The sequence below is a fragment of the Mesorhizobium sp. P2_F5 genome (assembly GCF_056403715.1).
The window spans coordinates 137636-162284 of sequence record NZ_JBFUEY010000019.1 but is presented as its reverse complement, the minus strand read 5'-3'; the positions used below and the strand labels follow the sequence as shown (position 1 = coordinate 162284).

Annotated in this window: 28 protein-coding genes and 1 pseudogene; 14 read left to right on the top strand and 15 right to left on the bottom strand. The window is 63.4% G+C overall.

Features of this window, described 5'->3' with window-relative positions; genetic code table 11:
- Window positions 1–45 precede the first annotated feature (45 nt).
- Both AC1DYO_RS23595 and AC1DYO_RS23590 read left to right on the top strand, forming a co-directional pair.
- Window positions 46–471, top strand: a complete 426-nt coding sequence (locus tag AC1DYO_RS23595; protein ID WP_013893014.1) for an Hsp20 family protein — start codon at window positions 46–48, stop codon at window positions 469–471.
- Window positions 472–536: 65 nt separating this feature from the next.
- Window positions 537–794, top strand: coding sequence for a BQ00720 family protein (locus tag AC1DYO_RS23590; protein WP_023683072.1), 258 nt, complete (start codon window positions 537–539; stop codon window positions 792–794).
- Window positions 795–930: 136 nt separating this feature from the next.
- Here the strand turns inward: AC1DYO_RS23590 and ptsN are convergent, their stop codons facing one another.
- The 6 genes from ptsN to lptC form a co-directional block, all read right to left on the bottom strand.
- Window positions 931–1395, bottom strand: a complete 465-nt coding sequence (ptsN, locus tag AC1DYO_RS23585) for a PTS IIA-like nitrogen regulatory protein PtsN (protein ID WP_135898701.1) — start codon at window positions 1393–1395, stop codon at window positions 931–933.
- A gap of 106 nt (window positions 1396–1501) precedes the next feature.
- Complete coding sequence (gene hpf / locus AC1DYO_RS23580) at window positions 1502–2086, bottom strand: ribosome hibernation-promoting factor, HPF/YfiA family (RefSeq protein WP_142869001.1); 585 nt, start codon at window positions 2084–2086, stop codon at window positions 1502–1504.
- A 293-nt stretch (window positions 2087–2379) separates the two neighbouring features.
- The gene (gene rpoN / locus AC1DYO_RS23575) at window positions 2380–3906 is read right to left on the bottom strand and encodes an RNA polymerase factor sigma-54 (RefSeq protein ID WP_477266870.1); all 1527 of its coding nucleotides are present in this window, start codon (window positions 3904–3906) and stop codon (window positions 2380–2382) included.
- A 215-nt stretch (window positions 3907–4121) separates the two neighbouring features.
- Window positions 4122–4940, bottom strand: coding sequence for an LPS export ABC transporter ATP-binding protein (gene lptB, locus AC1DYO_RS23570; RefSeq protein WP_477266869.1), 819 nt, complete (start codon window positions 4938–4940; stop codon window positions 4122–4124).
- Window positions 4937–5521, bottom strand: coding sequence for an LptA/OstA family protein (locus tag AC1DYO_RS23565; protein ID WP_023683069.1), 585 nt, complete (start codon window positions 5519–5521; stop codon window positions 4937–4939). The genes lptB and AC1DYO_RS23565 overlap by 4 nt, the downstream gene beginning before the upstream one ends.
- Window positions 5508–6221, bottom strand: a complete 714-nt coding sequence (lptC, locus tag AC1DYO_RS23560; protein WP_477266868.1) for an LPS export ABC transporter periplasmic protein LptC — start codon at window positions 6219–6221, stop codon at window positions 5508–5510. Before lptC ends, AC1DYO_RS23565 begins: the two co-directional genes overlap by 14 nt.
- Window positions 6222–6517: 296 nt before the next feature.
- Between lptC and sppA the strand changes: the two genes are divergently transcribed.
- The 4 genes from sppA to lhpI all read left to right on the top strand — a co-directional run bounded on the left by sppA (window position 6518) and on the right by lhpI (window position 9233).
- On the top strand, window positions 6518–7474 hold the full coding sequence (sppA, locus tag AC1DYO_RS23555) for a signal peptide peptidase SppA (protein WP_477266867.1): 957 nt from the start codon (window positions 6518–6520) through the stop codon (window positions 7472–7474).
- Between the two features lie 80 nt (window positions 7475–7554).
- Complete coding sequence (locus AC1DYO_RS23550; protein WP_006200394.1) at window positions 7555–7839, top strand: integration host factor subunit beta; 285 nt, start codon at window positions 7555–7557, stop codon at window positions 7837–7839.
- A 54-nt stretch (window positions 7840–7893) separates the two neighbouring features.
- Window positions 7894–8238, top strand: coding sequence for a DUF1049 domain-containing protein (locus AC1DYO_RS23545; protein ID WP_477266866.1), 345 nt, complete (start codon window positions 7894–7896; stop codon window positions 8236–8238).
- A 29-nt stretch (window positions 8239–8267) separates the two neighbouring features.
- Window positions 8268–9233 (top strand): bifunctional Delta(1)-pyrroline-2-carboxylate/Delta(1)-piperideine-2-carboxylate reductase, encoded by a 966-nt coding sequence (gene lhpI / locus AC1DYO_RS23540; RefSeq protein ID WP_477266865.1) that lies wholly within the window; start codon window positions 8268–8270, stop codon window positions 9231–9233.
- Here the strand turns inward: lhpI and AC1DYO_RS23535 are convergent.
- The 4 genes from AC1DYO_RS23535 to AC1DYO_RS23520 all read right to left on the bottom strand — a co-directional run bounded on the left by AC1DYO_RS23535 (window position 9223) and on the right by AC1DYO_RS23520 (window position 11356).
- A complete protein-coding gene (locus AC1DYO_RS23535) occupies window positions 9223–9657 on the bottom strand; it encodes a VOC family protein (RefSeq protein ID WP_477266864.1) in 435 nt (144 codons plus the stop codon). The two genes, lhpI and AC1DYO_RS23535, sit on opposite strands and share 11 nt — an antisense overlap.
- A 123-nt stretch (window positions 9658–9780) precedes the next feature.
- Window positions 9781–10215, bottom strand: coding sequence for an EVE domain-containing protein (locus AC1DYO_RS23530; RefSeq protein ID WP_477266863.1), 435 nt, complete (start codon window positions 10213–10215; stop codon window positions 9781–9783).
- An 11-nt stretch (window positions 10216–10226) separates the two neighbouring features.
- On the bottom strand, window positions 10227–10595 hold the full coding sequence (locus AC1DYO_RS23525) for a VOC family protein (protein WP_477266862.1): 369 nt from the start codon (window positions 10593–10595) through the stop codon (window positions 10227–10229).
- A gap of 74 nt (window positions 10596–10669) precedes the next feature.
- Window positions 10670–11356: a helix-turn-helix transcriptional regulator gene (locus AC1DYO_RS23520; protein ID WP_477266861.1), complete on the bottom strand. Its 687-nt coding sequence runs from the start codon at window positions 11354–11356 to the stop codon at window positions 10670–10672.
- 127 nt (window positions 11357–11483) lie between these two features.
- On the opposite strand from AC1DYO_RS23520, the gene AC1DYO_RS23515 reads away from it, so the two are divergent.
- From AC1DYO_RS23515 to olsB, 6 genes and pseudogenes are all read left to right on the top strand, one after another.
- Window positions 11484–12560, top strand: a complete 1077-nt coding sequence (locus AC1DYO_RS23515; protein WP_477266860.1) for an RsmD family RNA methyltransferase — start codon at window positions 11484–11486, stop codon at window positions 12558–12560.
- Window positions 12561–12594: 34 nt separating this feature from the next.
- Complete coding sequence (locus tag AC1DYO_RS23510) at window positions 12595–13452, top strand: TrmH family RNA methyltransferase (RefSeq protein WP_477266859.1); 858 nt, start codon at window positions 12595–12597, stop codon at window positions 13450–13452.
- On the top strand, window positions 13449–13937 hold the full coding sequence (gene lspA, locus AC1DYO_RS23505; RefSeq protein WP_477266858.1) for a signal peptidase II: 489 nt from the start codon (window positions 13449–13451) through the stop codon (window positions 13935–13937). Before AC1DYO_RS23510 ends, lspA begins: the two co-directional genes overlap by 4 nt.
- Before the next feature lie 99 nt (window positions 13938–14036).
- Window positions 14037–15026, top strand: a complete 990-nt coding sequence (gene acuI, locus AC1DYO_RS23500) for an acrylyl-CoA reductase (NADPH) (RefSeq protein WP_477266857.1) — start codon at window positions 14037–14039, stop codon at window positions 15024–15026.
- A gap of 87 nt (window positions 15027–15113) precedes the next feature.
- Window positions 15114–17332: pseudogene (locus tag AC1DYO_RS23495) on the top strand (response regulator).
- Window positions 17333–17507: 175 nt separating this feature from the next.
- A complete protein-coding gene (olsB, locus tag AC1DYO_RS23490; protein ID WP_210285015.1) occupies window positions 17508–18383 on the top strand; it encodes a l-ornithine N(alpha)-acyltransferase in 876 nt (291 codons plus the stop codon).
- 101 nt (window positions 18384–18484) lie between these two features.
- On the opposite strand, the gene AC1DYO_RS23485 is transcribed toward olsB, so the two are convergent.
- Window positions 18485–19123 carry a trimeric intracellular cation channel family protein gene (locus AC1DYO_RS23485; RefSeq protein WP_477266856.1) on the bottom strand — a complete coding sequence of 213 codons (639 nt, stop codon included), beginning with the start codon at window positions 19121–19123 and terminating at the stop codon, window positions 18485–18487.
- Between the two features lie 86 nt (window positions 19124–19209).
- Window positions 19210–19839: a nucleotide exchange factor GrpE gene (grpE, locus tag AC1DYO_RS23480; protein ID WP_477266855.1), complete on the bottom strand. Its 630-nt coding sequence runs from the start codon at window positions 19837–19839 to the stop codon at window positions 19210–19212.
- 238 nt (window positions 19840–20077) lie between these two features.
- Here grpE and AC1DYO_RS23475 point away from each other — a divergent pair, with 238 nt between their 5' ends.
- Both AC1DYO_RS23475 and AC1DYO_RS23470 read left to right on the top strand, forming a co-directional pair.
- Window positions 20078–20278: a hypothetical protein gene (locus tag AC1DYO_RS23475; RefSeq protein WP_477266854.1), complete on the top strand. Its 201-nt coding sequence runs from the start codon at window positions 20078–20080 to the stop codon at window positions 20276–20278.
- Between the two features lie 84 nt (window positions 20279–20362).
- Window positions 20363–21385 carry a fatty acid desaturase gene (locus tag AC1DYO_RS23470; protein WP_477266853.1) on the top strand — a complete coding sequence of 341 codons (1023 nt, stop codon included), beginning with the start codon at window positions 20363–20365 and terminating at the stop codon, window positions 21383–21385.
- A 129-nt stretch (window positions 21386–21514) separates the two neighbouring features.
- Here the strand turns inward: AC1DYO_RS23470 and AC1DYO_RS23465 are convergent, their stop codons facing one another.
- From AC1DYO_RS23465 to AC1DYO_RS23455, 3 genes are all read right to left on the bottom strand, one after another.
- Window positions 21515–22135, bottom strand: coding sequence for a DJ-1/PfpI family protein (locus tag AC1DYO_RS23465; protein WP_142868981.1), 621 nt, complete (start codon window positions 22133–22135; stop codon window positions 21515–21517).
- Between the two features lie 196 nt (window positions 22136–22331).
- Window positions 22332–23939: a GMC family oxidoreductase gene (locus tag AC1DYO_RS23460; protein ID WP_477266852.1), complete on the bottom strand. Its 1608-nt coding sequence runs from the start codon at window positions 23937–23939 to the stop codon at window positions 22332–22334.
- A gap of 93 nt (window positions 23940–24032) precedes the next feature.
- A complete protein-coding gene (locus AC1DYO_RS23455; protein WP_477266851.1) occupies window positions 24033–24566 on the bottom strand; it encodes a DUF934 domain-containing protein in 534 nt (177 codons plus the stop codon).
- Window positions 24567–24649 lie beyond the last annotated feature (83 nt).

Genomic DNA, 24649 nt, shown 5'->3' with positions numbered 1-24649 from the left:
TCCGGGTTTTTCCAGTTTATGTCGCTCCAAAGAGGACAGTGTAACATGAGCCGAATGACGCCCTTCTCCAGCCCGCTTCTCCTGGGTTTCGATGCCATGGAAAAGACCTTGGAACGATTGGCGAAATCCGGTGACAGCTATCCTCCCTACAACATCGAGCGCCTCAGCGGTGCCGACGGCAAGGCCGAAAGGCTGCGCATTACGCTCGCTGTCGCGGGATTCGCAGAAAGCGATCTCGATGTCACCACGGAGGAAAACCAGCTGGTCGTGCGCGGCCGTCAGACCGACGACACCGAGCGCGAATTCCTCCACCGCGGCATCGCCGCGCGCCAGTTCCAGCGCTGTTTCGTGCTGGCCGACGGCATGCGGGTGATCGCAGCGGAACTGAAGAACGGCCTTTTGTCGATCGATCTCGATCGGCCGGAGTCCGAACGGCTGGTACGGAAAATAAATATATCGGTGAAAGACTGATCTTTACCGATGGCTCTCATGCGGGATGGCCTTGAACGGCGTCCTCGCGCCAAGGAGGCTTTGAAATGACCAGAACTGACGAAACCATCACCATGACCAGCGGCGAATTCGCCCATCTCGGCGAAGGCTCGGTCGCTTACCTCCGCAAGGTCTCGAGCGACGAACTGCTCGGCCGCTTCCCCAATCTCGGCGAAATAGCGCCCGGTATGGTCCTGTGGGCCCTGTTTGCCGCCAACGGCCAGCCGATCCTGCTTTCGGATGCGAAAGACCGGGCTTTGGCCGGAGCCATGGAAAACGACCTGACGACTGTCGCCATTCACTAAACCATGATCCCGAAAAGCGGGAACCGGTTTTCGGGCAAGATCATGGTTGATCGATAAGAATAGGCGATAGCAGTCAGTGTTCGAAATGGAGAGGGCCGCCCATGGCGGCCCCTGGAAGGCTTAATCCAACAAAACCTCAGGCCGCGTGCGAAGCCTGTGTGTCCGACAGCAATGCGTGGATGGCGACCGCATCGCGCGTACCCCTGATCTTGGCCACCGTATCGGCGTCGCGCAGCACCCTGGCGATGCGCGACAGCGCCTTGAGGTGATCGGCGCCAGCGCCCTCCGGAGCCAGCAGCAAGAACACCAGATCGACCGGCTGGTCGTCCAGCGCCTCGAAATCGACCGGCGTCTCCAGCCTGGCAAAGACGCCGGCAATGCGCTTCACCCCGGCGAGCTTGCCATGCGGAATGGCGATGCCGTTGCCGACGCCGGTGGAGCCCAGCCGTTCGCGCTGCAGGATGGTGTCGAACACTTCGCGCTCCGGAATGCCGGAAATCGCTGCCGCTCTCTCGGACAGCAATTGCAGAAGCTGCTTTTTGGAGTTCGCCTTCAACGCCGGCAAGATCGCCGGAACGTTGATAAGATCGCTCAGATCCATGCTTGAAAATCCCTTATTCGCCTGCCGTCGCCAGTCCTCGCCCCTCGCGCGGCTGGCTATTATCTCTGTGCGACTGTTGTCGTCACGCCCGTGCGACCCATTGTCGTCACGCTTGTGCGACTTTGGTCGTGGACGGGTCGATCCAGCCGATATTTCCGTCCGGCCGCCGATAGACGATGTTGAGGTGGTCGTTTCCGGCGTTACGGAAGACGAAGACCGGGCTCTCCTTGGTGTCGAGCTCGATGACTGCCGACGCCACCGACATGGTCTGCAGCGTCATGGTTGATTCGGCGACGATGGCCGGGGCGAAATCCTCCGGAAACTCCTCGTCGTCGTCGGCAAGCGGCGCCATCACCGTATAGGCGATGTCGGTGATTTCACCATTGCCATTGCCTGAATTGTGCGATTTCAGACGGCGCTTGTAGCGTCGAAGCCGGGTTTCGAGTCGATCCGCCGCCGCCTCAAAGGCAAGCGTTGGATCCTGGGCATCGCCGGTCGCCTGCAGCGAAGCGCCGGAATCCAGCCTGATCATGCAATCGGCCGAATAGCGCGACCCCGATTTGATGACGGTGACATGCCCTGAAAAACCGCGATCGAAATATTTACCGATCGCTTCGCCGACACGATCGGTGATGCGCGTACGAAACGCATCGCCGATATCCATGTGCTTTCCCGATATGCGCAGCTTCATCTGAAAACTGACCTTCCTTGCTCAGGCTTCAAACTGGCCAGAGTTTATACTCGTGGTCCGTGCGCACAAGCTTTGCGGCGTCAACTTGCGCCGATTTTAGATCCGAACTTTCCGGTTGATCACAATCCGCCTTCTTGGCCGTCCCGTGGCCTTCATCGTGACGGACCATCCGCATGCGGGCCGCGAGCCCGTCTCATGCGGGCGGGCTTCTAGACACTTCATTGCGGCTTGTCAATGAAGGTCCAAAGTTGTGGAAATCCAGCCATAGCAAAAGCCGTGCCGGGCAAGCAGAACTAGCGCCCGGCGCTGGCCAAAGCGCGCTTTTCACGCCGCCGCTGCACCGATGAGGGAATGTTCATGCCCTCGCGGTACTTGGCCACGGTGCGCCTGGCAATATCGACGCCGCTCTCCTTCAACATGTCGACGATGGCGTCATCGGACAGCACGTCGGCGGGCTTTTCCTCGTCGATCAGCTGCTTGATGCGGTCGCGCACCGCTTCCGAGGAATGCGCCTCGCCACCGCCCGACGCCGCGATCGAGGCAGTGAAGAAATAGCGCAGCTCGAACACGCCGCGCGGCGTCAGCATGTATTTGTTGGCCGTCACCCGGCTGACGGTCGATTCGTGCATGCCGATGGCGTCGGCCACCGTGCGCAGGTTGAGCGGCCTGAGGTGGCGGACGCCGTGGACGAGAAAAGCATCCTGCTGGCGCACGATTTCCGACGCCACTTTCAGGATCGTCTTTGCCCGCTGGTCGAGGCTGCGCGTCAGCCAGTTGGCGTTCTGCAGGCATTCGGCCAGGAAATCCTTCTCCGCCTGGTTCTTCGCCTGCGGCGAAACCTGGGCGAAATAGATGTGGTCGACCAGCACGCGCGGAAGCGTCTCGGCATTGAGCTCGACCGTCCAGCTGCCGTCATTGGCGGCGCGGACCTCGACATCGGCGACGATGGCGTCGCTGGTGCCGCCCGAAAACGCCGTGCCCGGGCGCGGGTCGAGCGCGCGGATTTCGGCCAGCATGTCGAGGAGATCCTCCTCGTCGACCCCGCAAAGCCGCTTCAGCGTCTGGAAATCGCGCCGCGCCAAGAGTTCGAGGTTGGCGACCAGCGTCTTCATCGCCGGATCGAGGCGATCGCGCATGGCAAGCTGCAGCGACAGGCATTCGGCAAGGTCGCGCGCAAACAGGCCGACCGGCTCGAATGTCTGGCAGACGACCAGCACCTTGGCCACCATGGCTTGATCGCCGCCCAGTCGCTTCGCGATCTCGGCGGGATCGGCGCGCAGATAGCCGGCCTCGTCCATGCCATCGGCCAGTTCGCTGGCAATCAACCTTGCGGCCGGATCGGCGAAGGCAAGCGCGATCTGCTCGCCGACATGCTGGCGCAGCGTGATCGCCGCGGCGGCCATGTCGCCGACGTCGAAGCCTTCGGACGAGCCGGACGAGCCATTGCCGGTGGCCGACTTCCACTGCGCCGTCAGGTCGGGACCGAGCCGCTCGCGGGTGCCGGGATCGTCGGGAAACAGGTTTTCCAGTGAGCTGTCGAGCTTGTCCGAGATCGCTTCGGCGCTCCAGACCGTCTCGCTCTCGAACCAGTCGCCGTCGGCGGCAGGCTCAGGCGCGGTATCGCCCTTCTGCACCTGGTCGCTTGCGGCATCATCCTGGGGCTCGGCGCGCTCCAGCAATGGATTGCGCTCGATCTCGTCGTCGATGAAATGGTCGAGCTCGATATGGGTCAGCTGCAGCAGCCTGATCGACTGCATCAGCTGCGGCGTCATCACCAGCGACTGGGATTGTCGTAGCTGTAATTTCGCCGCCAGCGCCATGGTTCGGTTTCAAACGCCCTTCTACACCCGGGAGCCTACACATCAGAAGCTGCCGGAAAATGAATTTTTCCGACCCTCCATAGAAACTGGCCCAGCTTTTGCTTGTCAAGGCGAACGACGGCAAAAGGGCCTTACCGGAGCATTATCTCACGCAAAAATCGGAGAAAAAGGCCCGGCGAGGCGGCAAAATTCGCGTCAGGAAACAAATTTCACGCTCAGAGCGTAAAACCCTCACCAAGGTAAAGCCGGCGCACATCTGGGTTTGCCACCACTTCGTCGGCGCGGCCATGCGTCAGCACCTGGCCGGCATGGATGATGTAGGCGCGGTCGATGAGGCCGAGCGTTTCGCGCACATTGTGGTCGGTGATAAGCACGCCGATGCCGCGCGCCGTCAGATGGCGCACCAACTGCTGGATGTCGGCCACCGCAATCGGGTCGATGCCGGCGAAAGGCTCGTCGAGCAGCATGTAGGCCGGCCGCGTCGCCAAGGCGCGCGCGATTTCCAAGCGCCGCCGCTCGCCGCCGGACAGCGACATGGACGGCGCCTTGCGCAGATGGCTGATGTGGAATTCCTCGAGCAGTTCGTCGAGACTGCGCTCGCGCACCTTGCGGTCCTTCTCGACCACTTCGAGCACGGCACGGATGTTCTGCTCGACATTCAGGCCGCGGAAGATCGAGGCTTCCTGCGGCAGATAGCCGATGCCGAGGCGGGCGCGGCGGTACATCGGCATCGAGGTGACATCGAAACCGTCGATCTCGATCGTGCCCTCGTCGACCGGCACCAGACCGGTGACCATGTAGAAACAGGTAGTCTTGCCGGCGCCGTTGGGCCCGAGCAGCCCGACAGCCTCGCCGGCGCGCACACCGATGGTGACGCCGCTGACCACCTTGCGACCCTTGTAGCTCTTGGTCAGACCCTTGGCGATCAGGGTGCCCTTGAACTTCGCGGAATCGACGGTGACTGTGGCCGGTGCAGCAAGTTTGCTGGCCGCCCGTCCCGGAAGGCGGGTCAGCAGCGACGATATGCCAGTCATTCGGGCTTCGGCGCCTCGGATTTCGGCGGCGGCGTCATCGACATGATGACGCGCCCGCCGCAGCCATCAACCTGAGCCAGGCCGCTCTTCATCTGCACGGTGAGCTTGCAGCCCTTGAGCACGTTGGGGCCCTGCGACAGCACGACCTCCTTGCCCGACAGGACAAGCACCTGCGTCTTCATGTCGAATGTGGCGTTGTCGCCAGTGGCGATCTGGTCATTGGACTTGATGTAGACCTTGTTCTTGACCACCAGGTGGTCGATGTTGGCCGAACCTGTCATCGCCGACGCGCCGGCCGCCGCACCCTTGGCGGCATTGGGGTCCTTGACGTAGTAGACCTCCATGCTGCCGGCTTTCAGCAAAGTCGGCCCTTGCGTGACGGTGACGTTGCCGCTGAACAGCGCCATGCTGTCGGCCTGGCGGACCTCCAGCTTGTCGCTTTCGATCTGGATCGGCTGGTCACCCGACAGTTTGAGCCCGGATTGGCTGCTGGCGCTGGACTGAGCCCAGGACGGCGCCATACCCAGCAACAGCAAGGCCGAAGCTGCGGCGACAAGCCGTGCCGAATTACTGGGACGCATTCGATTCTCCGCTCTTTGCCTCTGCCGCCTTCATAGTGGCCGGATCGATGTGAACGCTTACCTTGTTCTCGAAAACGACAACCTTGCCATTTTCCTCGACCGCCATCGAACCCGCCGTGATCCGCGAGCCGTTACGGCTGACATCGACCGGATCACCTGTCTTCATAGAGCCTTTGCCCATGTCGAGGAAGACCGATTTGAAGATGGCAGCGACGCCATCGGTGGTGGTGACGGTGACGTCGCTGGTCATGTCCATCGTGTTGGCGCTGCGGTTATAGATGCCGCGCTTGGCGTCCACGGTCGCCACATTGTCGGCCGTCAGCGGCAGTTTGGCATGAATACCTTCGAGTTCTATGATGTCCTGCTTGCCGACGTCCTGGATGGCACGCAAGGCCGTCAGCGAATAGGGCAGCTTGCCCTTGGTGAAGCCGTTGAGCTTAGGGTTGGCCATCACCAGCTTGCCATCCGCGAAAGCGGTGCCGTCTGCCTGTATCGAAATGTTGATCGGCGCCGCGAGGTAGGAATAGACCGGAAAGGCAACCGCGATACCAGCGGCAAGCACCGGCACTGCAAACTTAAGCACGCGCACGCGGCGCGAATGGCGCTGGGCGCGGTCGAAGGCATCGCCGCGCGTGCCCGCTGGCGCCGTGGGCGCCAAGGCCGCATCGGCGTTGGTCGTTTCGTTCGATCGCGCTAGCATGACTGTCTTCTAGTAAACCCTTGTCCGCCAAAACACCTGCTATAGGTGGGTTGCCGGCCCCCGCAAGCAAGCACAAGCGGAGGAAAACCACAAAAATGTGACGGCCGTTGTTTTTGCAAACGGAAATCAGGCGACACAATTTCGGCACTTCATAGCAGAAACGAACGCGCCGCGTCATTTTTTCCTGAAATGCCTCCGTCCTGAAGGTCGCTTCGTCGCAGGCCCGTCAGGAAGAGGTAGCCGGGCGCGGACGCTTGCTTTAAAAGCATCGCTTCCCACCGACTATGAGGCAGACCATGGCACTGAGAGCCGACGACCTGATCGACCGCCGCCGCTTGCGACGCAAGCTGACCTTCTGGCGCGGCGTCGCCATCGCCATCGTGGCGCTCGGGGTGGTTGCGCTTGCAGGCTGGTTTTATGGCGAAGACCTCGGCGGCTCTTCCGTCGACCACATCGCCAAGGTCAGGATCGAAGGCACCATCACCGAGGACGAGGAACTGATCAAGCGGCTGGAAACCATCCGCACGTCCTCGCAAGTCAAGGGCGTCATCCTGGCCATCGATTCGCCCGGCGGCACCACGGTCGGCGGCGAATCGATTTACGAAGAGGTGCGCAAGCTTGCCGCCGACAAGCCGGTGGTGGCCGAGGTCGGCACGCTGGCGGCATCGGCCGGCTACATGATCGCCAGCGCCAGCGACCACATCGTCGCCCGCAAGACCTCGATCGTCGGCTCGATCGGCGTGCTGATCCAGTATCCCGATGTCAGTGGCCTGATGGACAAGGTCGGCATCAAGCTCGAGGAAGTGAAATCCTCGCCGCTGAAGGCCGCGCCCTCGCCTTTCAAGCCGACCAATGACGATGAGCGCGCCATGGTCCGCAAGCTTATCCTCGACAGCTACGACTGGTTCGTCGGCATTGTCGCCGAGCGCCGCAAGATGACCCGCGAGCAGGCACTTGCCCTGGCCGACGGTTCGATCTTCACCGGCCGCCAGGGCCTCGCCAACGGTCTGATCGACGCTGTCGGCGGCGAGAGCGTGGCGATCGACTGGCTGGCGACCAAGGGTGTCGACGCCAAGCTCAAGGTAGTGGAATGGAAGGACACCGAGCGGCGTGGCGGCTTCCTGTTCTCGAAGGCAATAGCGCGCAGCGTGGGCGGCGCGCTCGGCCTGCCGGACGCCAGCAGCGACGTTCTACACGAAATTGGCGCCGATCGCTTGTTTCTTGACGGTCTCGTTTCCGTCTGGCACCCTTGATCTGCCGTTTGGGGCGAGTAAAAAAGCAAATAAAATCATCCCGATAATTTGACCGCAGCGCTTTCACGGGGACCTTTCTGATGATCAAATCCGAGCTTGTGCAGATCATTGCCACGCGCAACCCGCATCTTTTCCTGCGCGACGTCGAAAACATCGTGGGGGCGATCTTCGACGAGATCACCGATGCCCTTGCCGAAGGCAACCGGGTCGAGTTGCGCGGCTTCGGCGCTTTTTCGGTGAAAAACCGCCCTGCCCGGACCGGCCGCAACCCGCGCACCGGCGAATCCGTCGAGGTCGAGGAGAAGTGGGTGCCGTTCTTCAAGACCGGCAAGGAATTGCGTGAAAGGCTGAACGGCGGCAAATAAGCGCGGACTTGACGCGTCGGCCTTCTCAAGGCCTGCCCTCCCCAAGGAATCTCTATGTTCAACCGCTTCATACTTATCGTGGTCTTCGTGCCGCTGGCCGTCATCCTGATTGCGCTGGCCGTCGCCAACCGCGAACTGGTCGCCTTCACGCTCGACCCGTTCAACCCCGGCAACCCGAAGCTGACGCTGAACTTGCCGCTGTTCATCTTTCTGTTCGTGGCGCTGGCCATCGGCATGGTCGTCGGCAGCCTGGCGACCTGGGTCAAGCAGGGCCGCTACCGCAAGCTGGCGCGCCAGCGCGGCGTCGAGGCCGAGAATTTGCGCCAGGCGGTCAGCCGCGTGCCGGCCGCGCCGCAAGGCTCAGGCCAGGGGACGGCGCTGCCGAAGCCAACGGCCTGAGCGGCGCTTTTATCTTCGCGGAGTTTTGCATGCTGACCATTTCGGCCGACGCTGTCGACCAAGCGCTGACCTTTCCCGGGCTGGTCGAGACATTGCGCACGGCCTTCCGCGACGGCGCCGTGCAGCCGGTCCGCCATCACCATGGGGTCGAGCGGCCGGACGGTGCCACGTCCACGCTGCTTTTGATGCCGGCCTGGACCGACTTCCATGCCGCCGGCACCTCGGTTGGCGGCCATATCGGCGTCAAGATCGTCACCGTATCGCCTGACAACAACGCCATCGGCAAACCGGCGGTGATGGGGCTCTATCTCCTGCTCAACGGCGCCACCGGCGAGCCCGAGGCGCTGATCGACGGCCAGCGGCTGACGCAGTGGCGCACCGCTTGCGCCTCGGCTCTGGCCGCCTCCTATCTCGCCCGCGAGGACGCCTCGCGGCTCTTGGTGGTCGGCGCCGGTGCGCTGTCGCCGTTCCTGGCCAAGGCGCATTCGGCGGTGCGGCCGATCAAGACCATCCGCATCTGGAACCGCACGCCGGCCAATGCCGAAAAGGTCGCGGCGGATTTGCGTGCGGAAGGTCTCAACGCCGAAGCAGCCAGCGATCTCGACGCCGAGCTTGCTGAGGCCGACATCGTCTCATCGGCGACGATCACGACGACGCCACTCGTCAAGGGCGCGCTGTTGAAAGCAGGCGCGCATGTCGATCTGGTCGGCGGCTTCACGCCGACCATGCGCGAAAGCGACGACGATGCGATCACGCGCGCCCGCATCTATGTCGACACCCGCGCCGGCGCCACGAAGGAAGCCGGCGACATCGTCCAGCCGCTCGCCTCCGGCGTGCTGAAACCGGAAGCCATCGTCGCCGATCTGCATGAACTGGCGCGCGGCGAAAAACAGGGCCGGCAGGGCGCCGGTGAGATCACCCTGTTCAAGTCGGTAGGCGCCGCGCTCGAGGACCTCGCCGCCGGCATTGCCGTCTACAACGCTCTCAAGCCGTAGCGTCTGCCGGCGTCACGGCGTCAGCCTTGCGATCGAACTTCCGGATCGCTTCCGCGCTGACCGGAGTGAAGAAATTCACCAGATTGCCATCGGGATCGCGCAGCAGCAGCGATCGATTTCCCCATGGCATCGTCGTCGGCGTCTGCACGAAGTCGCCGATGGTTTCCGTCAGCCTGCTGTACTCCGCGTCGACATCGCCGACGCGAAACTCGATGATCACCGAACGGTTGGCGGCTGGCTGCGCCACATCAGTTCCGAACAGCGCCAGGGTGCGCGTGCTGCCGATCGCCAGCGTGCAGGAGGGCGTTGCCAGTTCGGCGAAATCTTCGGTGAACCAGGTCGCGGCAAGCCCGGTAATCGCCTCGTAGAATGCCACAAGAGGCTTGATCTGGCCGGTGATGATGCGGATCGAGACGAAGTCCATGATAGCCTCCTGGCCAAGCGCGACGGGATTTGATGACAATGCGCTTGTCGCACAAGGCTGCTGACAAGCTGGTGTCAGCAGCCTTGTCACCATTTTGCCGTGCCGATCCGGCGGCTGAAGACCTCAGGCTGCCTTTGTCGTTTCGGCGCCCATCGCCTCGGCGATCAGTGAGAAATCATGCGCGGTGATTTCGAACAGGCCAAAACGCAGCTGATAACCCCAATTCGATTTGCCCGCGGTGAAGTCGAGTTGTTCGAGCAGCGGCTTGATCGGCGCTTCCTTCGCCTTGGCCCATTCGACATCGCGCCGGAACGACGTGAAGCCGGCGCCCATATCGCCCTGGTAGGGCTCACCTTCGCGCACGGTGCCAACTGCCGTGAAGGACTGCAGGCTGTCCTTCTCGCGCAGAATTGTGGTCGGCGAGTAGTAGACAATGCCATCACCGGGCTCGATGCGACGCAGGGGTGCAGCCTTGCCGTGGTTGACCTGCATGAAGCCAGCCTCGCGGCCGCGCCGCACATGTTCGGCGGACGCAACCGCGATCCAGTATTTCGTCATCGTGGCTCTCCTCAATCATTAGGGCAAAAGACGCGCAGGCGATGGCCATCGGGATCGAGCGCGACAAAGGTGTGGCCAAAATCCATATCGACCGGCGCCTGGAGGATTTTCAGGCCGCGCTGGGCCCATTCGTCATGCGTTGCTGCGACGGTGGCGATGTTGCCGACCGCGAAGGCGACTTCGCCGCCGCCACCGGCCGCACTTGCCGCCGGCTCGACGGTATGGCGCGACCACAGGCCGAGCATCAGCCCGTTGTCGAGCGCAAACAGCACGAAGGTCGGCGAGCTTTGCACCGGCTCACGGCCGAGCAAAGCGGTGTAGAAAGCGCCGCTCTGCTGCGGCTGATCGACATAAAGGATGACGAAATTCGGGGTTGCCATGGGTCTGTCTCCAAGTTGAATGTTTCGACTTGGAGACCATAGGACGAGCTGCTGTCAGATTCTGGCAGCAGCGATCATCGACTGCGCAGCCTGTCGACCACCCGCCATTCCTTGAGCAACGCCTGGCGGCGGCGGGGATAGCGCATGTCCGTGGCGTTGAGACCGGACATGCGGTCGGCGCGAAAATGCCTGAAGTCCTGGCGCGTCTCGCACCAGGCCACCACCACCCGCACCTTGTCGAAAAAGCCGAGCGCGAACGGCCAGACCATGCGCTCGGAAGCGGCGCCGCCGGCATCGCGGTAGAGAAAGCCGAGTTTTCTCTCATTACGGATCGCCTGGCGCACCAGGCCAAGGTCGATGCCTTCGACGGCCTCGCCGCGCGGCCCGACCAGCAGCGTATTTGCATCGAGATCCTCGCGTAGATCGTCTGGCAGCACGGCGGCGATCTTGGCCAGCGCGTCGGCGGCGGCCGCCGAAAGACGCTTGTCCGGTTGCATGGCAACCCAGCGCGATCCCAGCACAATGGCCTCGATCTCCTCATCGGTGAACATCAATGGCGGCAGCATGAAGCCGGGCTTCAGCACATAGCCCAGCCCCGCCTCGCCCTCGATCGGCGCGCCTTGCCCCTGCAGCGTGGCGATGTCGCGGTAGAGCGTGCGGATCGAAACGCCCATCTCACCGGCAAGCGTGCGGCCACTGACCGGCCGGCGATGCCGGCGCAGGATCTGGATCAGGTCGAGCAGGCGTTCGGAGCGGGACATGATTCCAGATTTGCCTGTTTCCTCAGCGAGGTCCACCACCTCAGACATTCGTATGCTGGACCATTTTGTTTGCGCAGCCGGTGACCCTATGTCAAAAGCGGCCTGCCGCCTCCGGAGACGCTCCTGCTTGAAGTCTTTTCGCGACAAACGCCGCGACAACCGTCCGCCCGCAAAGGGCAGGGCCGAACACGCGCGGCCGCGGCCGGCCGCTGCGCCAGCGAGACCGGAACCCAGGCGCCACGAAACAAAACCGGACGACCGGTCTGATCCCAAGCCGCCGCCGCGCATCCTTGCGCGCCGCGACGGCGCCTTGCCGGCCGAACGCCTGCCGGTGATCCTCGAAGTGGCGCCCAATCAGGATTATGCGCTGCTCGACAGCGGCGCCGGCGAAAAACTCGAACAATACGGGCCCTACCGCATCGTGCGGCCGGAAGGCCAGGCGATCTGGCAAAAGGCCTTGCCGGCCAGGGACTGGGACCGCGCCGACGCCATCTTCACCGGCGACACCGACGAGGAAGGCATCGGCCGCTGGCGCTTTCCCAAAATGCCGCTCGGCGAGACCTGGCCGATGAAGCATGACGGCATCGACTATCTCGGCCGCTTCACCTCGTTTCGCCATGTCGGCGTCTTCCCCGAGCAGGCCTCGCACTGGGACCATATGGCCGCGCTCATCGCGGCGGCAAAGCGGCCGGTCAAGGTGCTGAACCTGTTCGGCTATACCGGCCTTGCCTCTCTCGTGGCAGCCCGCGCCGGCGCCGAGGTCACCCATGTCGATGCCTCGAAGAAGGCGATCGGCTGGGCGCGCGAAAACCAGGAAATGGCCGGCCTCGGCAGCAAGCCGATCCGCTGGATCGTCGACGACGCGGTGAAATTCGCCGAGCGCGAGGAGCGCCGCGGCAGCCGCTACGACATCGTCCTGTTCGACCCGCCAGCCTATGGCCGCGGCCCCAAGGGCGAGGTCTGGCAATTGTTCGAGGATCTGCCCGGCCTGACCGATCTCTGCCGCGCGATCCTGACGCCGAAGCCGCTCGCCGTGGTGCTAACCGCCTATTCGATCCGCGCCTCCTTCTTCGCTATCCATGCCTTGATGCGCGACACCTTTGCCGGCATGGGCGGCACGGTTGAGTCAGGCGAACTCATCATCCGCGAGCAATCCGCCGGCCGGGCGCTGTCGACATCGCTGTTTTCGCGCTGGGTGGCCTGAATGCCCGGGAGTCCTGAATGCCCGGGAGTCATAAATGAATGAACGGCACGCCGGCGCGCCGGGGCAGGTCAAGGAAGTCACCAGCCTCGCCAACCCGCTGATCAAGGACATCAAGGCGCTGGCGCAGAAGAAATTCCGCGACCAGCAGAATGCTTTCATGGCCGAAGGGCTGAAGCTGGTGATCGACGCGCTCGACCTCGGCTGGTCGATCAGGACGCTGGTCTTCGCCAAAGCCGGACGCGGCAATGCGGCCGTCGAGAAGGTAGCGGCGCGCACGGTTGCCGCCGGCGGCACCGTGCTCGAAGTGTCGGAAAAGGTGCTGGTCGCCATCACCCGCCGCGACAATCCGCAAATGGTGGTCGGCGTCTTCCAGCAGAAACTTCTGCCGCTAAGAGATATCCGCGCTCACGATGGCGATGTCTGGGTGGCGCTCGACCGGGTGCGCGATCCCGGCAATCTCGGCACCGTCATCCGCACCGTCGATGCCGTCGGCGCCAAGGGCGTGATCCTGGTCGGCGAAACCACCGATCCGTTTTCGGTCGAGACCGTGCGCGCCACCATGGGCTCGATCTTCGCCGTGCCGGTGACCAAGGCGACGCCGGAAGCGTTCCTGGCGTGGCGAAACAGCTTTTCAGGCCTCGTCGTCGGCACCCATCTGAAAGGGGCGGTCGATTACCGCTCGGTCGATTTCTCCAGAGGTCCGGTGCTCCTGATGATGGGCAATGAACAGCAGGGCCTGCCCGACAATCTGGCCGAAAGCTGCGACAGGCTGCTCCGGATCCCGCAGGCCGGCCGGGCCGATTCACTCAACCTGGCGGTCGCCACCGGCGTCATGCTGTTCGAGATCCGGCGCGGCGCCCTGAAGCTTGCCCCTGAGGATACCAAACCGTGAAATCTTGGTCTCCCTACATCCTGCTGGCCATTGTCGCCTTTGCGCTCGATCAGTGGATAAAATATCTGGTCGAGACCAACCTCGCCTTTCAGGAGAAGATTGATCTGGTGCCGTTCCTGGCGCTGTTTCGCACCTTCAACACCGGCATTGCCTTCTCGATGTTCGAGTCCTTCGGCGACACCGGTCTGGTGGTGATTGCGGTTCTCGTCGTCGCTTTCGTGCTCTATCTCGCGACGCGTACACCGCCCGGCCATGTGCTTGCCCGCATCGGCTTCGCGCTGATCGTCGGCGGCGCGCTGGGCAATCTCGTCGACCGCGCTACGTATGGCCACGTCATCGACTACATCCTGTTCCACACGCAGACTTGGTCCTTCGCCATCTTTAACCTCGCCGACGCCTGCATCTCGGTCGGCGCCGTGCTGGTCGTCTTCGACGAACTCATCGGCTGGCGGCGCGAAGTGAAGCCGCAAGGTCCCGATGCTTGAACGCCCAACTCTTTTGACCAATTGACCTCGCCGGACCGTCGCCGCACAGTCCGGCCAGCCTTTGCCGGCATTCACAGCTGCTCGACCGAGGAGAAAAAAGTGTCCGAAACCTTCAAAGCCATCCTCGTTTCTCGCGACGCCGAAAAGAAGCAATCGGTCGGGATCGTCGATTTCAGCGAAGCCGATCTGATGGAAGGCGACGTCACCGTCGCGGTCGAGGCGACGACGGTCAATTACAAGGACGGGCTGGCCATCACGGGCAAGGCACCGGTGATCCGCCGTTGGCCGCTGGTGCCTGGCATCGATTTCGCCGGTACCGTTCTCTCGTCGTCGCATGCCGACTGGCGCAAGGGCGACAAGGTGATCCTTAATGGCTGGGGCGTCGGCGAAACGCATTTCGGCGCCTATGCCGGGCGCACCCGCGTCAAGGGCGACTGGCTTGTGCCGCTGCCTGACGGCATCACTGCCCACGATGCGATGGCGGTCGGCACCGCCGGCTATACGGCGATGCTGTGCGTCATGGCGCTGGAGCGGCACGGCATCCTGCCGGATCGCGGCCCGGTGGTGGTGACGGGTGCCGCCGGCGGCGTCGGCTCGGTCGCGGTCTCGCTCCTGTCCAGCCTCGGCTACCATGTCATCGCCTCGACCGGCCGCAACGCCGAAAGCCCCTATCTGATCGACCTCGGCGCCGCCGAAGTGATTTCGYGCGACGAGCTGTCCCAACCGGCCAAGCCGCTGGCCAAGGAGCGCTGGGCCGGCGGCATCGATGCCGTCGGTAGCCACACGCTGGCCAATGTGCTGTCGATGACGGCCTATGGCGGCGCGGTCGCCGCCTGCGGCCTGGCCGGCGGCATGGATCTGCCGTCGAGCGTCGCCCCGTTCATCTTGCGCGGCGTCTCTTTGCTCGGCATCGATTCGGTGATGGCGCCCAAGGCGGTGCGTATGGAAGCCTGGCGCCGCATCGGCACCGATCTCGATCTGGAAAAGCTCGCCGGCCTGTCGACGACCATCGGCTTCGACGGCATCATCGCCGCCGCCCAGGACATCGTCGAGGGCAAGATCAGAGGCCGCGTGGTCGTGGATATGTAAGGCTTAAGGCGGCGAAAGTGCATTACTGCTAAAATTCGAACGATCCGCCGCAATCTTCCATAATCTCTATCTGCCAAGGATTTCCGCATGATCGCGGAGTCCGCCAGGAAAGAGAAGAGCCATGCCGAGAGCGTCGAAGGGCCGAGCCCGGCGACGCCTAGGCGGCAGCATGTTGCCCCGCCGCCGCTGGCGCCGGATTTTCCGCGCGCCACGCACGAGGGCCTGCTGTTCCTGACGGTCGTCGCCAGTGTCGTGCTGGCGGGCCTGTCCCACCTCACCGGCGCGCCGATCTTCATCACGATCGGCCTGCTGGTGACAGGCCTCGCCGGCGTCGCCATGCATCTGCGCGGCCGCCGCACCGTACACCGCGCGAACGCCTTGCTCGACGAAACCGCCGCCCGCAGCCGCGCCGAGATCGAGACGTTGGCCGACCGCATGTGGGAGATGCAGGAGAGCGAGGAGCGTTTTCGCGGGCTGATCGATGCGCTCGGCGATCTCGTCGTCCACCGCGACCGCGACGGCCACATCGTCTATGCCAACAAGGTTTTCGCCGGCCTCGTCGAAACCGATCAGCGCGATCTTGCCGGCAGGACGCTGGCTGACCTCGGCATCGATGTCGGTGTCGTTCCCGACGCCGCCTTTTCCGATCACGAATGCCTGAGTTCCACCGACGTCTCCATCCGCACGCCGAACGGTCCGCGCTGGTTTTCGTGGATCGAACTGTCGGTGCGCGACAAGGATAGCGGCGCCGTTTCGCACCGGGCGATTGCCCGCGACATCACCGCCCGCAAGCGCGCCGAATCTTCGCTGATTACCGCGCGCGAGCGCGCCGAATACGCCAGCCAGGCCAAGTCGCGCTTCCTCGCCACCGTCAGCCATGAGATCCGCACGCCGATGAACGGCATCATGGGTATGGCCAAGCTTCTGGCCGACACCAATCTCTCGCCGGAGCAGCGCACCTATGTCGCCGCCGTCTCGACCTCGGCCAGCGCCCTTTTGGCGCTGATCGAGGATTTGCTCGATTATTCCAAGATCGAGGCCGGCCGCTTCGACCCGGAGCCGCAGCCGACATCTTTGCGCGAGGTTGCCGACAACATCATCGAACTGATGGCGGCGAAAGCCTTCGCCAAGAACATCGGCCTCGGCTGTCATGTCGAACCCGACGTGCCGCAGATGATCATGGCGTGCTGGTCTCGGTTGCACGGGTGCGCACCGAGACCAGCGACCGCATCTGCTTCACCGTCGCCGACACCGGCCCTGGCCTGCGCGAAGAGGACATGGAACGCATCTTCGAGGAATTCGAACAGTCCGACGGCACCTCGACCCGCACCCACGGTGGCGCCGGCCTCGGCCTTGCCATATCGAGGCGCCTGGCGACGGCCATGGGCGGCTCCATTTCGGTGTCGAGCCGGCTTGGTGAGGGATCTGAATTCGTCTTCGAGCTCCCGGCCACAGGGGCCACCGAAGCGCCGCAGAACCGGCAGAATATCCTCGCCGGCCGGCGCGCCGTGATCGTGTCGAAGAACGCGGTAGAGGCCAATGCCATAGCCCGCACCATCCGCGCCCATGGCGGCGTTATCGACCTCGCCACAACTGCTCCTCAGGCAGCGCCTTTCGCCGAACATTGCGACGCGCTGTTAATCGACGCCGCCATGGAAGACAGCGACGGCAGGCTGCTCAAACGCCTGCGCCAGAGCGGCTTTGCCGATTGCGAGGCGATCACGCTGATCGCGCCGACCGACCGTGGCATGCTTGGCGAATTCCGCGCCAGCGGCTACGCCACCTTCCTGGCAAGGCCGGTGCGCGGCGAAACGCTGATGCGGGTGCTGTTGACCAGCCATTCTCCAGTTTTGCCCCTGCCCATGAAGCCGGAAAAAAGCGGTGCGTCATCGCTTCGGGCCGCTGGCGGACGCCAGCATGGCCTGTCGGTGTTGATCGCCGAAGACAACGATATCAACGCCATGCTGGCCCGCGCGACGCTACTAAAGGCCGGGCATCGCGTAAAAGTCGTCGGCAACGGCAAGGCGGCCGTCGAGGCGGTCACCGAAGCCGGAATGAAACACCGCTTCGACGTGGTGCTGATGGATTTGCACATGCCGGTGATGGACGGGCTGGATGCGATTGCCGCCATCCGCCGGCACGAGGAAGAAATGGCCGTGCCGCCGGTTCCGATCATGGTTCTGTCGGCCGACAGCCAGGAAAAGACCCGCCACACAGTGCTCGCCCATGGCGCCAGCGGCTTCGTCACCAAGCCGCTCGACCCCGACGCGCTGGTCCATGCTGTCGAGGGTCAGGTGGCCGCCTGAGGCCGTTCTGGCGGCCCCTCCCCATCACGTAAGGTAGCCGGTTGAGGGTTTTCGCCAGCCGACGAAGTATTGCCCGCAGCGCCGTATCACGGTACTGTCACAATCCTGTTGCACCTACACCGTATCCCCGTGCCAAGAGGGATGGCTCGAAGGAGAATCACTCGTGCATACAGTTATGCCGGAATGTGACACTCGGCCCAACGCGGGCGGCGCTTTGCTCGCCGCGCGTAACGCTGATGCTGTTGCAACAGGCGCACCGCTGGGCCGGATCGGCAATCTCGAAGTGCGGCTTGCCCGCAACGAGGCCGAGATCGCTGCCGCGCAGGAAGTGCGCTACCGGGTATTTTATGACGAGCTTGGCGCCAGGAAGGATCTGTTCCAAGCGCAGGACCGGCGCGACGCCGACCGTTTCGACCCCCTTTGCGACCATCTGCTGGTACTGGACACCTCGATCTCCGGTCCCGAGCACCGCCGCATCGTCGGCACTTATCGCCTGCTGCGGCAAGAAATCGCGGCGACCGCAGGCGGCTTCTATTCCGAAGGCGAATTCGAGCTGACCAAGCTCATCGCTCGCCATCCCGGCCAGCGCTTCCTTGAGCTCGGCCGCTCCTGCGTTCTTAAGGAATACCGCTCCAAGCGCACCATCGAAGCGCTGTGGCAAGGCATCTGGGCCTATATCAAACACTATGAAATCGGCGTGATGACCGGCTGCGCCTCGTTCCACGGCACGGTGCCGGCTGCGCATGCCGAGGCGCTCACCTATCTTGCCCATCACTGCCGCACCAACTCGGCCTGGGATGTGCGGGCGGTCTCCGGACGCTATTGCTCGATGGACCTGATGCCGATCGAGGCGGTCAACGCCAAGGCGGCGATCGCGGCGATGCCGCCGCTGGTCAAGGGCTATCTGCGCGTCGGCGCCCGCATCGGCGACGGCTGCGTCATCGACCGCGAATTCTCCACCGTCGATGTGTTCGTGGTGATGCCGGTCAAGGAAATCGGCGCCCGCTACGTCAACTATTATGGCGGGGAAGCACAGCGTTTTGCGGCGTGATAGCGAATAGCGAATAGCGAATAGCGAATAGCGAATAGAAAGTTGCGCGGGCCTTGTCCAGTTCAACCCTATTCGCTACTCCCTATTCGCTATTCGCTTCTTCACGGGATATCCTCCGGCCGCCGCCCCGGGCGGCTCTTGTAGGACGGAAACGTCCAGCCGAATTTGAGCGCGCCGCCGCGCACCAGGAAAGCCGCGACAAAACCGGCGATATCAGAGGCGAGCGGCGGCAGACCGGCAAGATCGCCAAGCGTATAAAGGCCGGCGCCCGCGAGCGCCGCGCTGACGTAGATTTCGGGCCTCAACAGCACCGACGGCTCGCCGGCCAGCAGATCGCGCAGGATGCCGCCGAATGTGGCGGTCAGCACGCCCATAATGACGGAGACGACCGGCGAGCCGGTGATGGCCAGCCCCTTGGCCGCGCCCATCACCGAAAAGGCCGCCAATCCGATGGCGTCGAGCCAGAGCAGCCATTTCCAGCGGGATTCGACGCGGTGGGCGATGAAGAAGACCAGCACAGCAACCACTGCGCAGATCAGCACATAGCCGGAGTTGGCGACCCAGAAGACGGGCAGGTTGAGGATGACGTCGCGAAGCGTGCCGCCGCCGATGCCGGTGACGCTGGCCAGAAACAGGAAGCCGATAATGTCGAGCTGCTTGCGCGAAGCCGCAAGCGCCCCTGTCGCGGCAAAGACGGCGACGCCGGCATAGTCGAGGAGGTCGATGGCGTTTGAGGGCATGAGGCAATAGGGATTAGGAATTAGGGGAAGTATGAATAACACGAAGCCGTGCGATTGATACGGCCCCTACTGCCTATTGCCTTGCCTCACGCATCCTTCTCAGCCTGCTCGTTCACCGGACCCGGCTCGACCGGCGCCTCGCCTGCCGTGATCTTGGGGCCGCCCTTGGCGACGCCGACCATGGCGGGCCGCAGTACGCGCTCGCCGATCGAATAGCCCGGCTGCACGACCTGGACCACGGTGTTGGCGGGCACGTCGGGATTGGGCACTTCGAACATTGCCTGATGGAAATTCGGGTCGAACTTCTCGCCTTCCGGCGTCAGCTTCTTCACCCCGTGCCGCTCGAGCGCGGACAGCATGGCGCGCTCGGTCAGGTCGACACCCTCGATCAGCGCCTTGAAGCCGGCGTCTCCACCGGCCTTGGCCTCGGCGGGGATGGCGTCGATCGCGCGGCGCAGATTGTCCGAGACCGAAAGCATGTCGCGGGCGAAATTGGCCACCGCATAGGTGCGCGCGTCATGCACGTCGCGGGCTGTGCGGCGGCGCAGGTTTTCCATTTCGGCCGCGACGCGCAGCGCGCGGTCCTTCAGTTCCTCGTTTTCCTTCAGCAGCCGCACCAGCGCTTCATAGTCGCCGTCAATGCCGCCTTGCGTGCGCTCGGCCTCGGCCGTTTCGATATCCTCGGGCGCGCGTTCGTCTTTTGTCTGGTCGCTCATCGCCGTTTCCCGTCATTCGAATGGTTTGGATTTGCGCCCGATATCGAGGTTTGGCGGTCAAAAATCAAGGGGCAAGCGATGCTTCGAGCCGCTCTGAGGGCCCTGGCACGCATCGCGAAGATCTTTCGAAATTAATTCAAATTTTACCGTAACAGCCGGCTTTGCTTGCCAATACCCCGCTATGGGGGAACCATTCCGATGCCGGAGGAGTTTCGAAGCCAACAAGGATTTTGGGACAATGACAGGCAACAACGGCAACAGGAGCGAAGAGCTCGCCGCCGACATCAGACGCCAGTTCGGGACCGAGGCAACGAAGCGCTTCCTGCGCAGCTTGCCGGCATTCCGAACCGAGGCCGACATTCCGGAGCATTTTCGGGACCTGCTCGACCGTCTGGACGGCATAGAAGCCAGCGTGGCAGGCGGCCAACGCCGGCAATAGCGGCGCAATCGCGCGACAATTACGCGCAGTAATTTTGCGTGAGCTTTGCCTTGCGGCGGCGGCAAGCCACGCCTATGCTTCCTGATGAACATGATTTCCCCCGAGACGGCCGCCAACAGCAAGCGCGCCTGGCTGAAGATTCTGGCGCGCTATAAGAAGCCCGACCGGCGGCGCAGCACCCTCGAACTTGCCATCACCCTCATTCCTTTCGTCACGCTGTGGGCGCTTTCGTCGGCCGCCTATTCCTACGGCCACTGGTGGGGCCTGATCCTCATCCTTCCCGCCGCCGGCTTTCTGGTGCGGATCTTCATGATCCAGCACGATTGTGGCCACGGCTCCTTCTTTGCCAACCGCACCGCCGACGACTGGATCGGCCGCGCGCTCGGCGTGCTGACGCTGACGCCCTATGATTGCTGGCGGCGCGCGCACGCCACCCATCACGCCAGCGCCGGCAATCTTGACGAGCGCGGCATGGGCGACATCAGGACGTTGACGGTTGCTGAATATCGGCAGCTGTCTTGGCGGGGACGCCTTGCCTATCGGCTCTACCGCCACCCGCTGGTGATGTTCGGCCTTGGCCCGATCTGGCTGTTCATCTTCGAACAGCGGCTGCCGATCGGCATGATGCGCGGCGGCCTGACACCCTGGGTGTCGTCGATGACCACCAATCTCGCCATTGCGATTGCCGCGGCCCTGCTCATCTGGTGGATCGGCCCCGGCGCTTTCCTGGTCGTCCACCTGCCCATCGTCATTCTCGCCGGTTCGGCCGGCATCTGGCTGTTCTACGTCCAGCACCAGTTCGAGGAGACTGAATGGGCGAAGGACGAAGAATGGGAATTTCAGCACGCCGCGCTGCACGGCTCGTCCTATTATGACCTGCCGCCGGTGCTGAACTGGTTCACTGGCAATATCGGCGTCCACCACGTGCACCATCTCTCGGCCAAGGTGCCGGGCTACCGACTGCAGGAAGTGCTGCGCGATTATCCGGAACTGCGCGGCATCGGCCGCGTCACGCTGCTCGACAGCCTGCGCTGCGTCAAGCTAGCGCTGTGGGACGAACAGCGCCGCAAGCTGATCTCGTTTCGCGAAGCGCGGGCCTTAGCCTAAAAGCAATTCCAGGAAAAGTGTGAAGTGGTTTTCCCGGGAAAAGCGCGCAGCGCTTTCCCTTCGGAAGTGCGTAAAACAAAGAAACAAACCGCCGCACCAAAGGCGCGGCGGCATCTCCCAAAAACCGGCTCAGGCAGCCTTGCGCTCGTCGCGCATCAGCGCCTTGCCGTCGCGGATTTCGGTGCCAAGCACCTTCAGGCATTCGCGCATGAAGGCGGCGAGGCCGGGCCAACCCTTGGCCGACACCAGATTGCCGTCGACATGGGCGCCGGTCGGCGCGACATCGATGTAGATGCCGCCGGCAAGCGTCACCTCCGGCTCGCAATATTGCAGCGCCGCAACCTCCCGGCCACGCACCACGCCGTCGACCGCGATCAGGATCTGCACGCCATGGCAGATGGTGAAGATCGGCTTGCCGGTCTCATGGAAATGCCTGACCAGCGCCTGCACCCTTTTGTCGATGCGGATATATTCTGGTCCGCGCCCGCCCGCGGCATAGACGGCGTCGTATTGCGCCGGATCGACCTCGGAAAACGTCTTGTTCAAGATGTAGTCGTGGCCGAGCTTTTCGGTATAGGTCTGATGGCCCTCGAAATCGTGCAGCGAGGTCTTCAAGATGTCGCCGGCCTTCTTGTCAGGGCAGACGACGTGCACCGTATGGCCAACCGCATGCATGGCCTGTTCAAAGACGAAAATCTCGTATTCCTCGCTGAACTCGCCAACGAGCATCAATATCTTCTTGCCTGCCATGCCGGTCTCCTCCCTTTGCTGGCCATTATTTCGGATCGCGAAATAATGGCCCTATCCTAGGGGCAGGCTCGCGACAGGGAAAGCCCAAATCGCACAATTGGTCTGACCAGATTGAGTTTTTTCGCCTTGAGCTGAGCGGCAGAGCAGCGCATTCAGGGAGAAGCAGCACAGTTGGTCCGACCACGAGGCGAGAAAATCAGGCACCTGCCCTGATCATGTCGACCGCCTTTTCGGCAATCATGATGGTCGGTGCGTTGGTGTTGCCGCCGATCAATGTCGGCATCACCGACGCGTCGACGACACGCAGTCCCTGCAGCCCGCGCACCTTGAGCTCAGGATCGACCACGGCCATGGCATCGACACCCATCTTGCAGGTGCCGACCGGGTGATAGATCGTGTCGGCGCGAGCCCTGATATGCGCCATCAGCGCGGCATCGCTGGAAACGCCGGCGGTATAGATTTCCTTGTCGCGGTACTTCGCCAGCGCCGGCGCCTCCAATATGCCGCGCATCATCCTGGCACCCTTGAGCAGCAGGTCCCCGTCCCGCTCGTCGGACAAAAAGCGCGGATCGATGCGCGGCGGCGCCAGCGGGTCCGGGCTCCACAGCCCGACCTCGCCGCGCGAATGCGGCCGAAGCACGCAAACATGGCAGGAGAACCCGTAGCCCAGATGCAGCTTGCGACCATGATCGTCGACGATGGCGATGCAGAAATGCAGCTGCAGATCGGGCCGGTCGATCGCCGGATCGGATTTGAGGAAGGCGCCGCCTTCCGCATAGGGCGTGGCGATCATGCCGGTGCCGTTTCTGCGCCAGCGCAGCATATGCCTGAGCAGGCCAGGCAGACCACGCAGGCCGATACCCATCATGTCGGCATCCTTCGATGTCCAGGCCAGGATGAAATCGAGATGGTCCTGCAGGTTCTTGCCGACCCCGGGCAGATCATGGGCGACGGCTATGCCTTGCGCGGCAAGCTCATCCGCCGGACCGATGCCGGACAACAACAGGAGTTGCGGCGAGCCGAAGGCGCCGCCGCAGACGATGACCTCGCGCCTGGCTTTCGCTACCGCATCGCTGTTGCCCTTGCGATAGCGAACCCCGGTGGCGCGCTTGCCGTCCAGCACGATGCCTGTGGCATGCGCGCCGGTGATAACGGTGAGGTTTGGCCGGCTCATCGCCGGATGCAGATAGGCGGCGGCCGCCGAGCAGCGCTCGCCATTCCTGGCCTCACCCCAGAACTGCGTGACCTGATAGAGCCCTGCCCCTTCCTGTTCCGGCCCGTTGAAATCGTCGTTGCGGCGGATCTGGTTTTCGCCGCAGGCCTCGACAAAGGCGCGCGCGATCGGGCGCGGCTCCTGCTGTTCGCCGACCCTGAGCGGCCCGTCGCCGCCATGCAGCGCGTCGGCGCCGCGCTGGTTGCCTTCGGCGCGCCGGAAATACGGCAGCACCTCGTCCCACGACCAGCCCTGGCAGCCGAGACCGGCCCATTCGTCATAGTCGCCGCGATGGCCGCGCGTGTAGAGCATGGCATTGATGGCGCTGGAGCCGCCCAACGCCTTGCCGCGCGGCTGGTAGCCCTTGCGGCCGCCGAGCCCTTGCTGAGGCACCGTCTGCAATCCCCAATTGTTGATCTTCGGCCGGCCCGGCAGCAGCGCAATGATGCCTGCCGGCGCGCGGATGAGCAGGTTCCTGCCCTCGCCGCCGGCTTCGATCAGGCAGACCGTTTTCGAAGGATCTTCGGAGAGCCGTGCGGCAAGCGTACAGCCGGCGGAGCCGCCGCCGGCGATGACATAGTCGAAATCCATGTCTCCCTCCCTGGCCGGCGGATATTTCCGTCCGGACAGCCAAGAGAAGGCCTGATTTCAGCCGATGTAAAGGCAGGTGGAATTACCGCTGCGTCAGCTGTCGCGAACGCGCCGCCAAGAATATTTCGGTCCCTTCGGCTCAGACGCTTCGGTCGGCTGATAATACAGCCCCAGCCCGCCGATCCGGCCTTCCTCGAGCCGTTTCAGCAGCACGGGATTCGATATCTCGAACTCGTCGAAGCCGAGCCGCAGCATGTGCGGCAGCTGGTCGACCAGCACTTGGCCCGTGGCGCGGACGGCGCCCTCGAACTGGTAGCGGCTGCGCAGCAGCTCGCCCTTGGAGAAGGAGCGGCCATCGTTGAAGGCCGGAAAGGCCAGCGCCACCAGCGACAGCTGGTCGAGCAGATCCACGATCTTTTCCAACTGGTCGCCGGGCTGCAACGCGACGCCAAGCCGCTCCTTGGCCGAGCGCCGCACTTCGGCATCGAGGCCGAGAAATGCCTGCAACGGCAGGATGAAGCGGCCATTGCCTGACAACGCATCCGCGCTTTCGGCATGCGCCCATTCGTCCTCGCGAAAACCCGTCGGGGTCCAGAGGCGGGTCTCCGGTGTCGTCGGTTCAGTCATCGAAAATTCCTAAAGCCCAAAAAATCGAAAGTCCGCTGAAGGCCAGTCCACACGAAATCGACGGCCTCCGAGTGGAAGCCGCC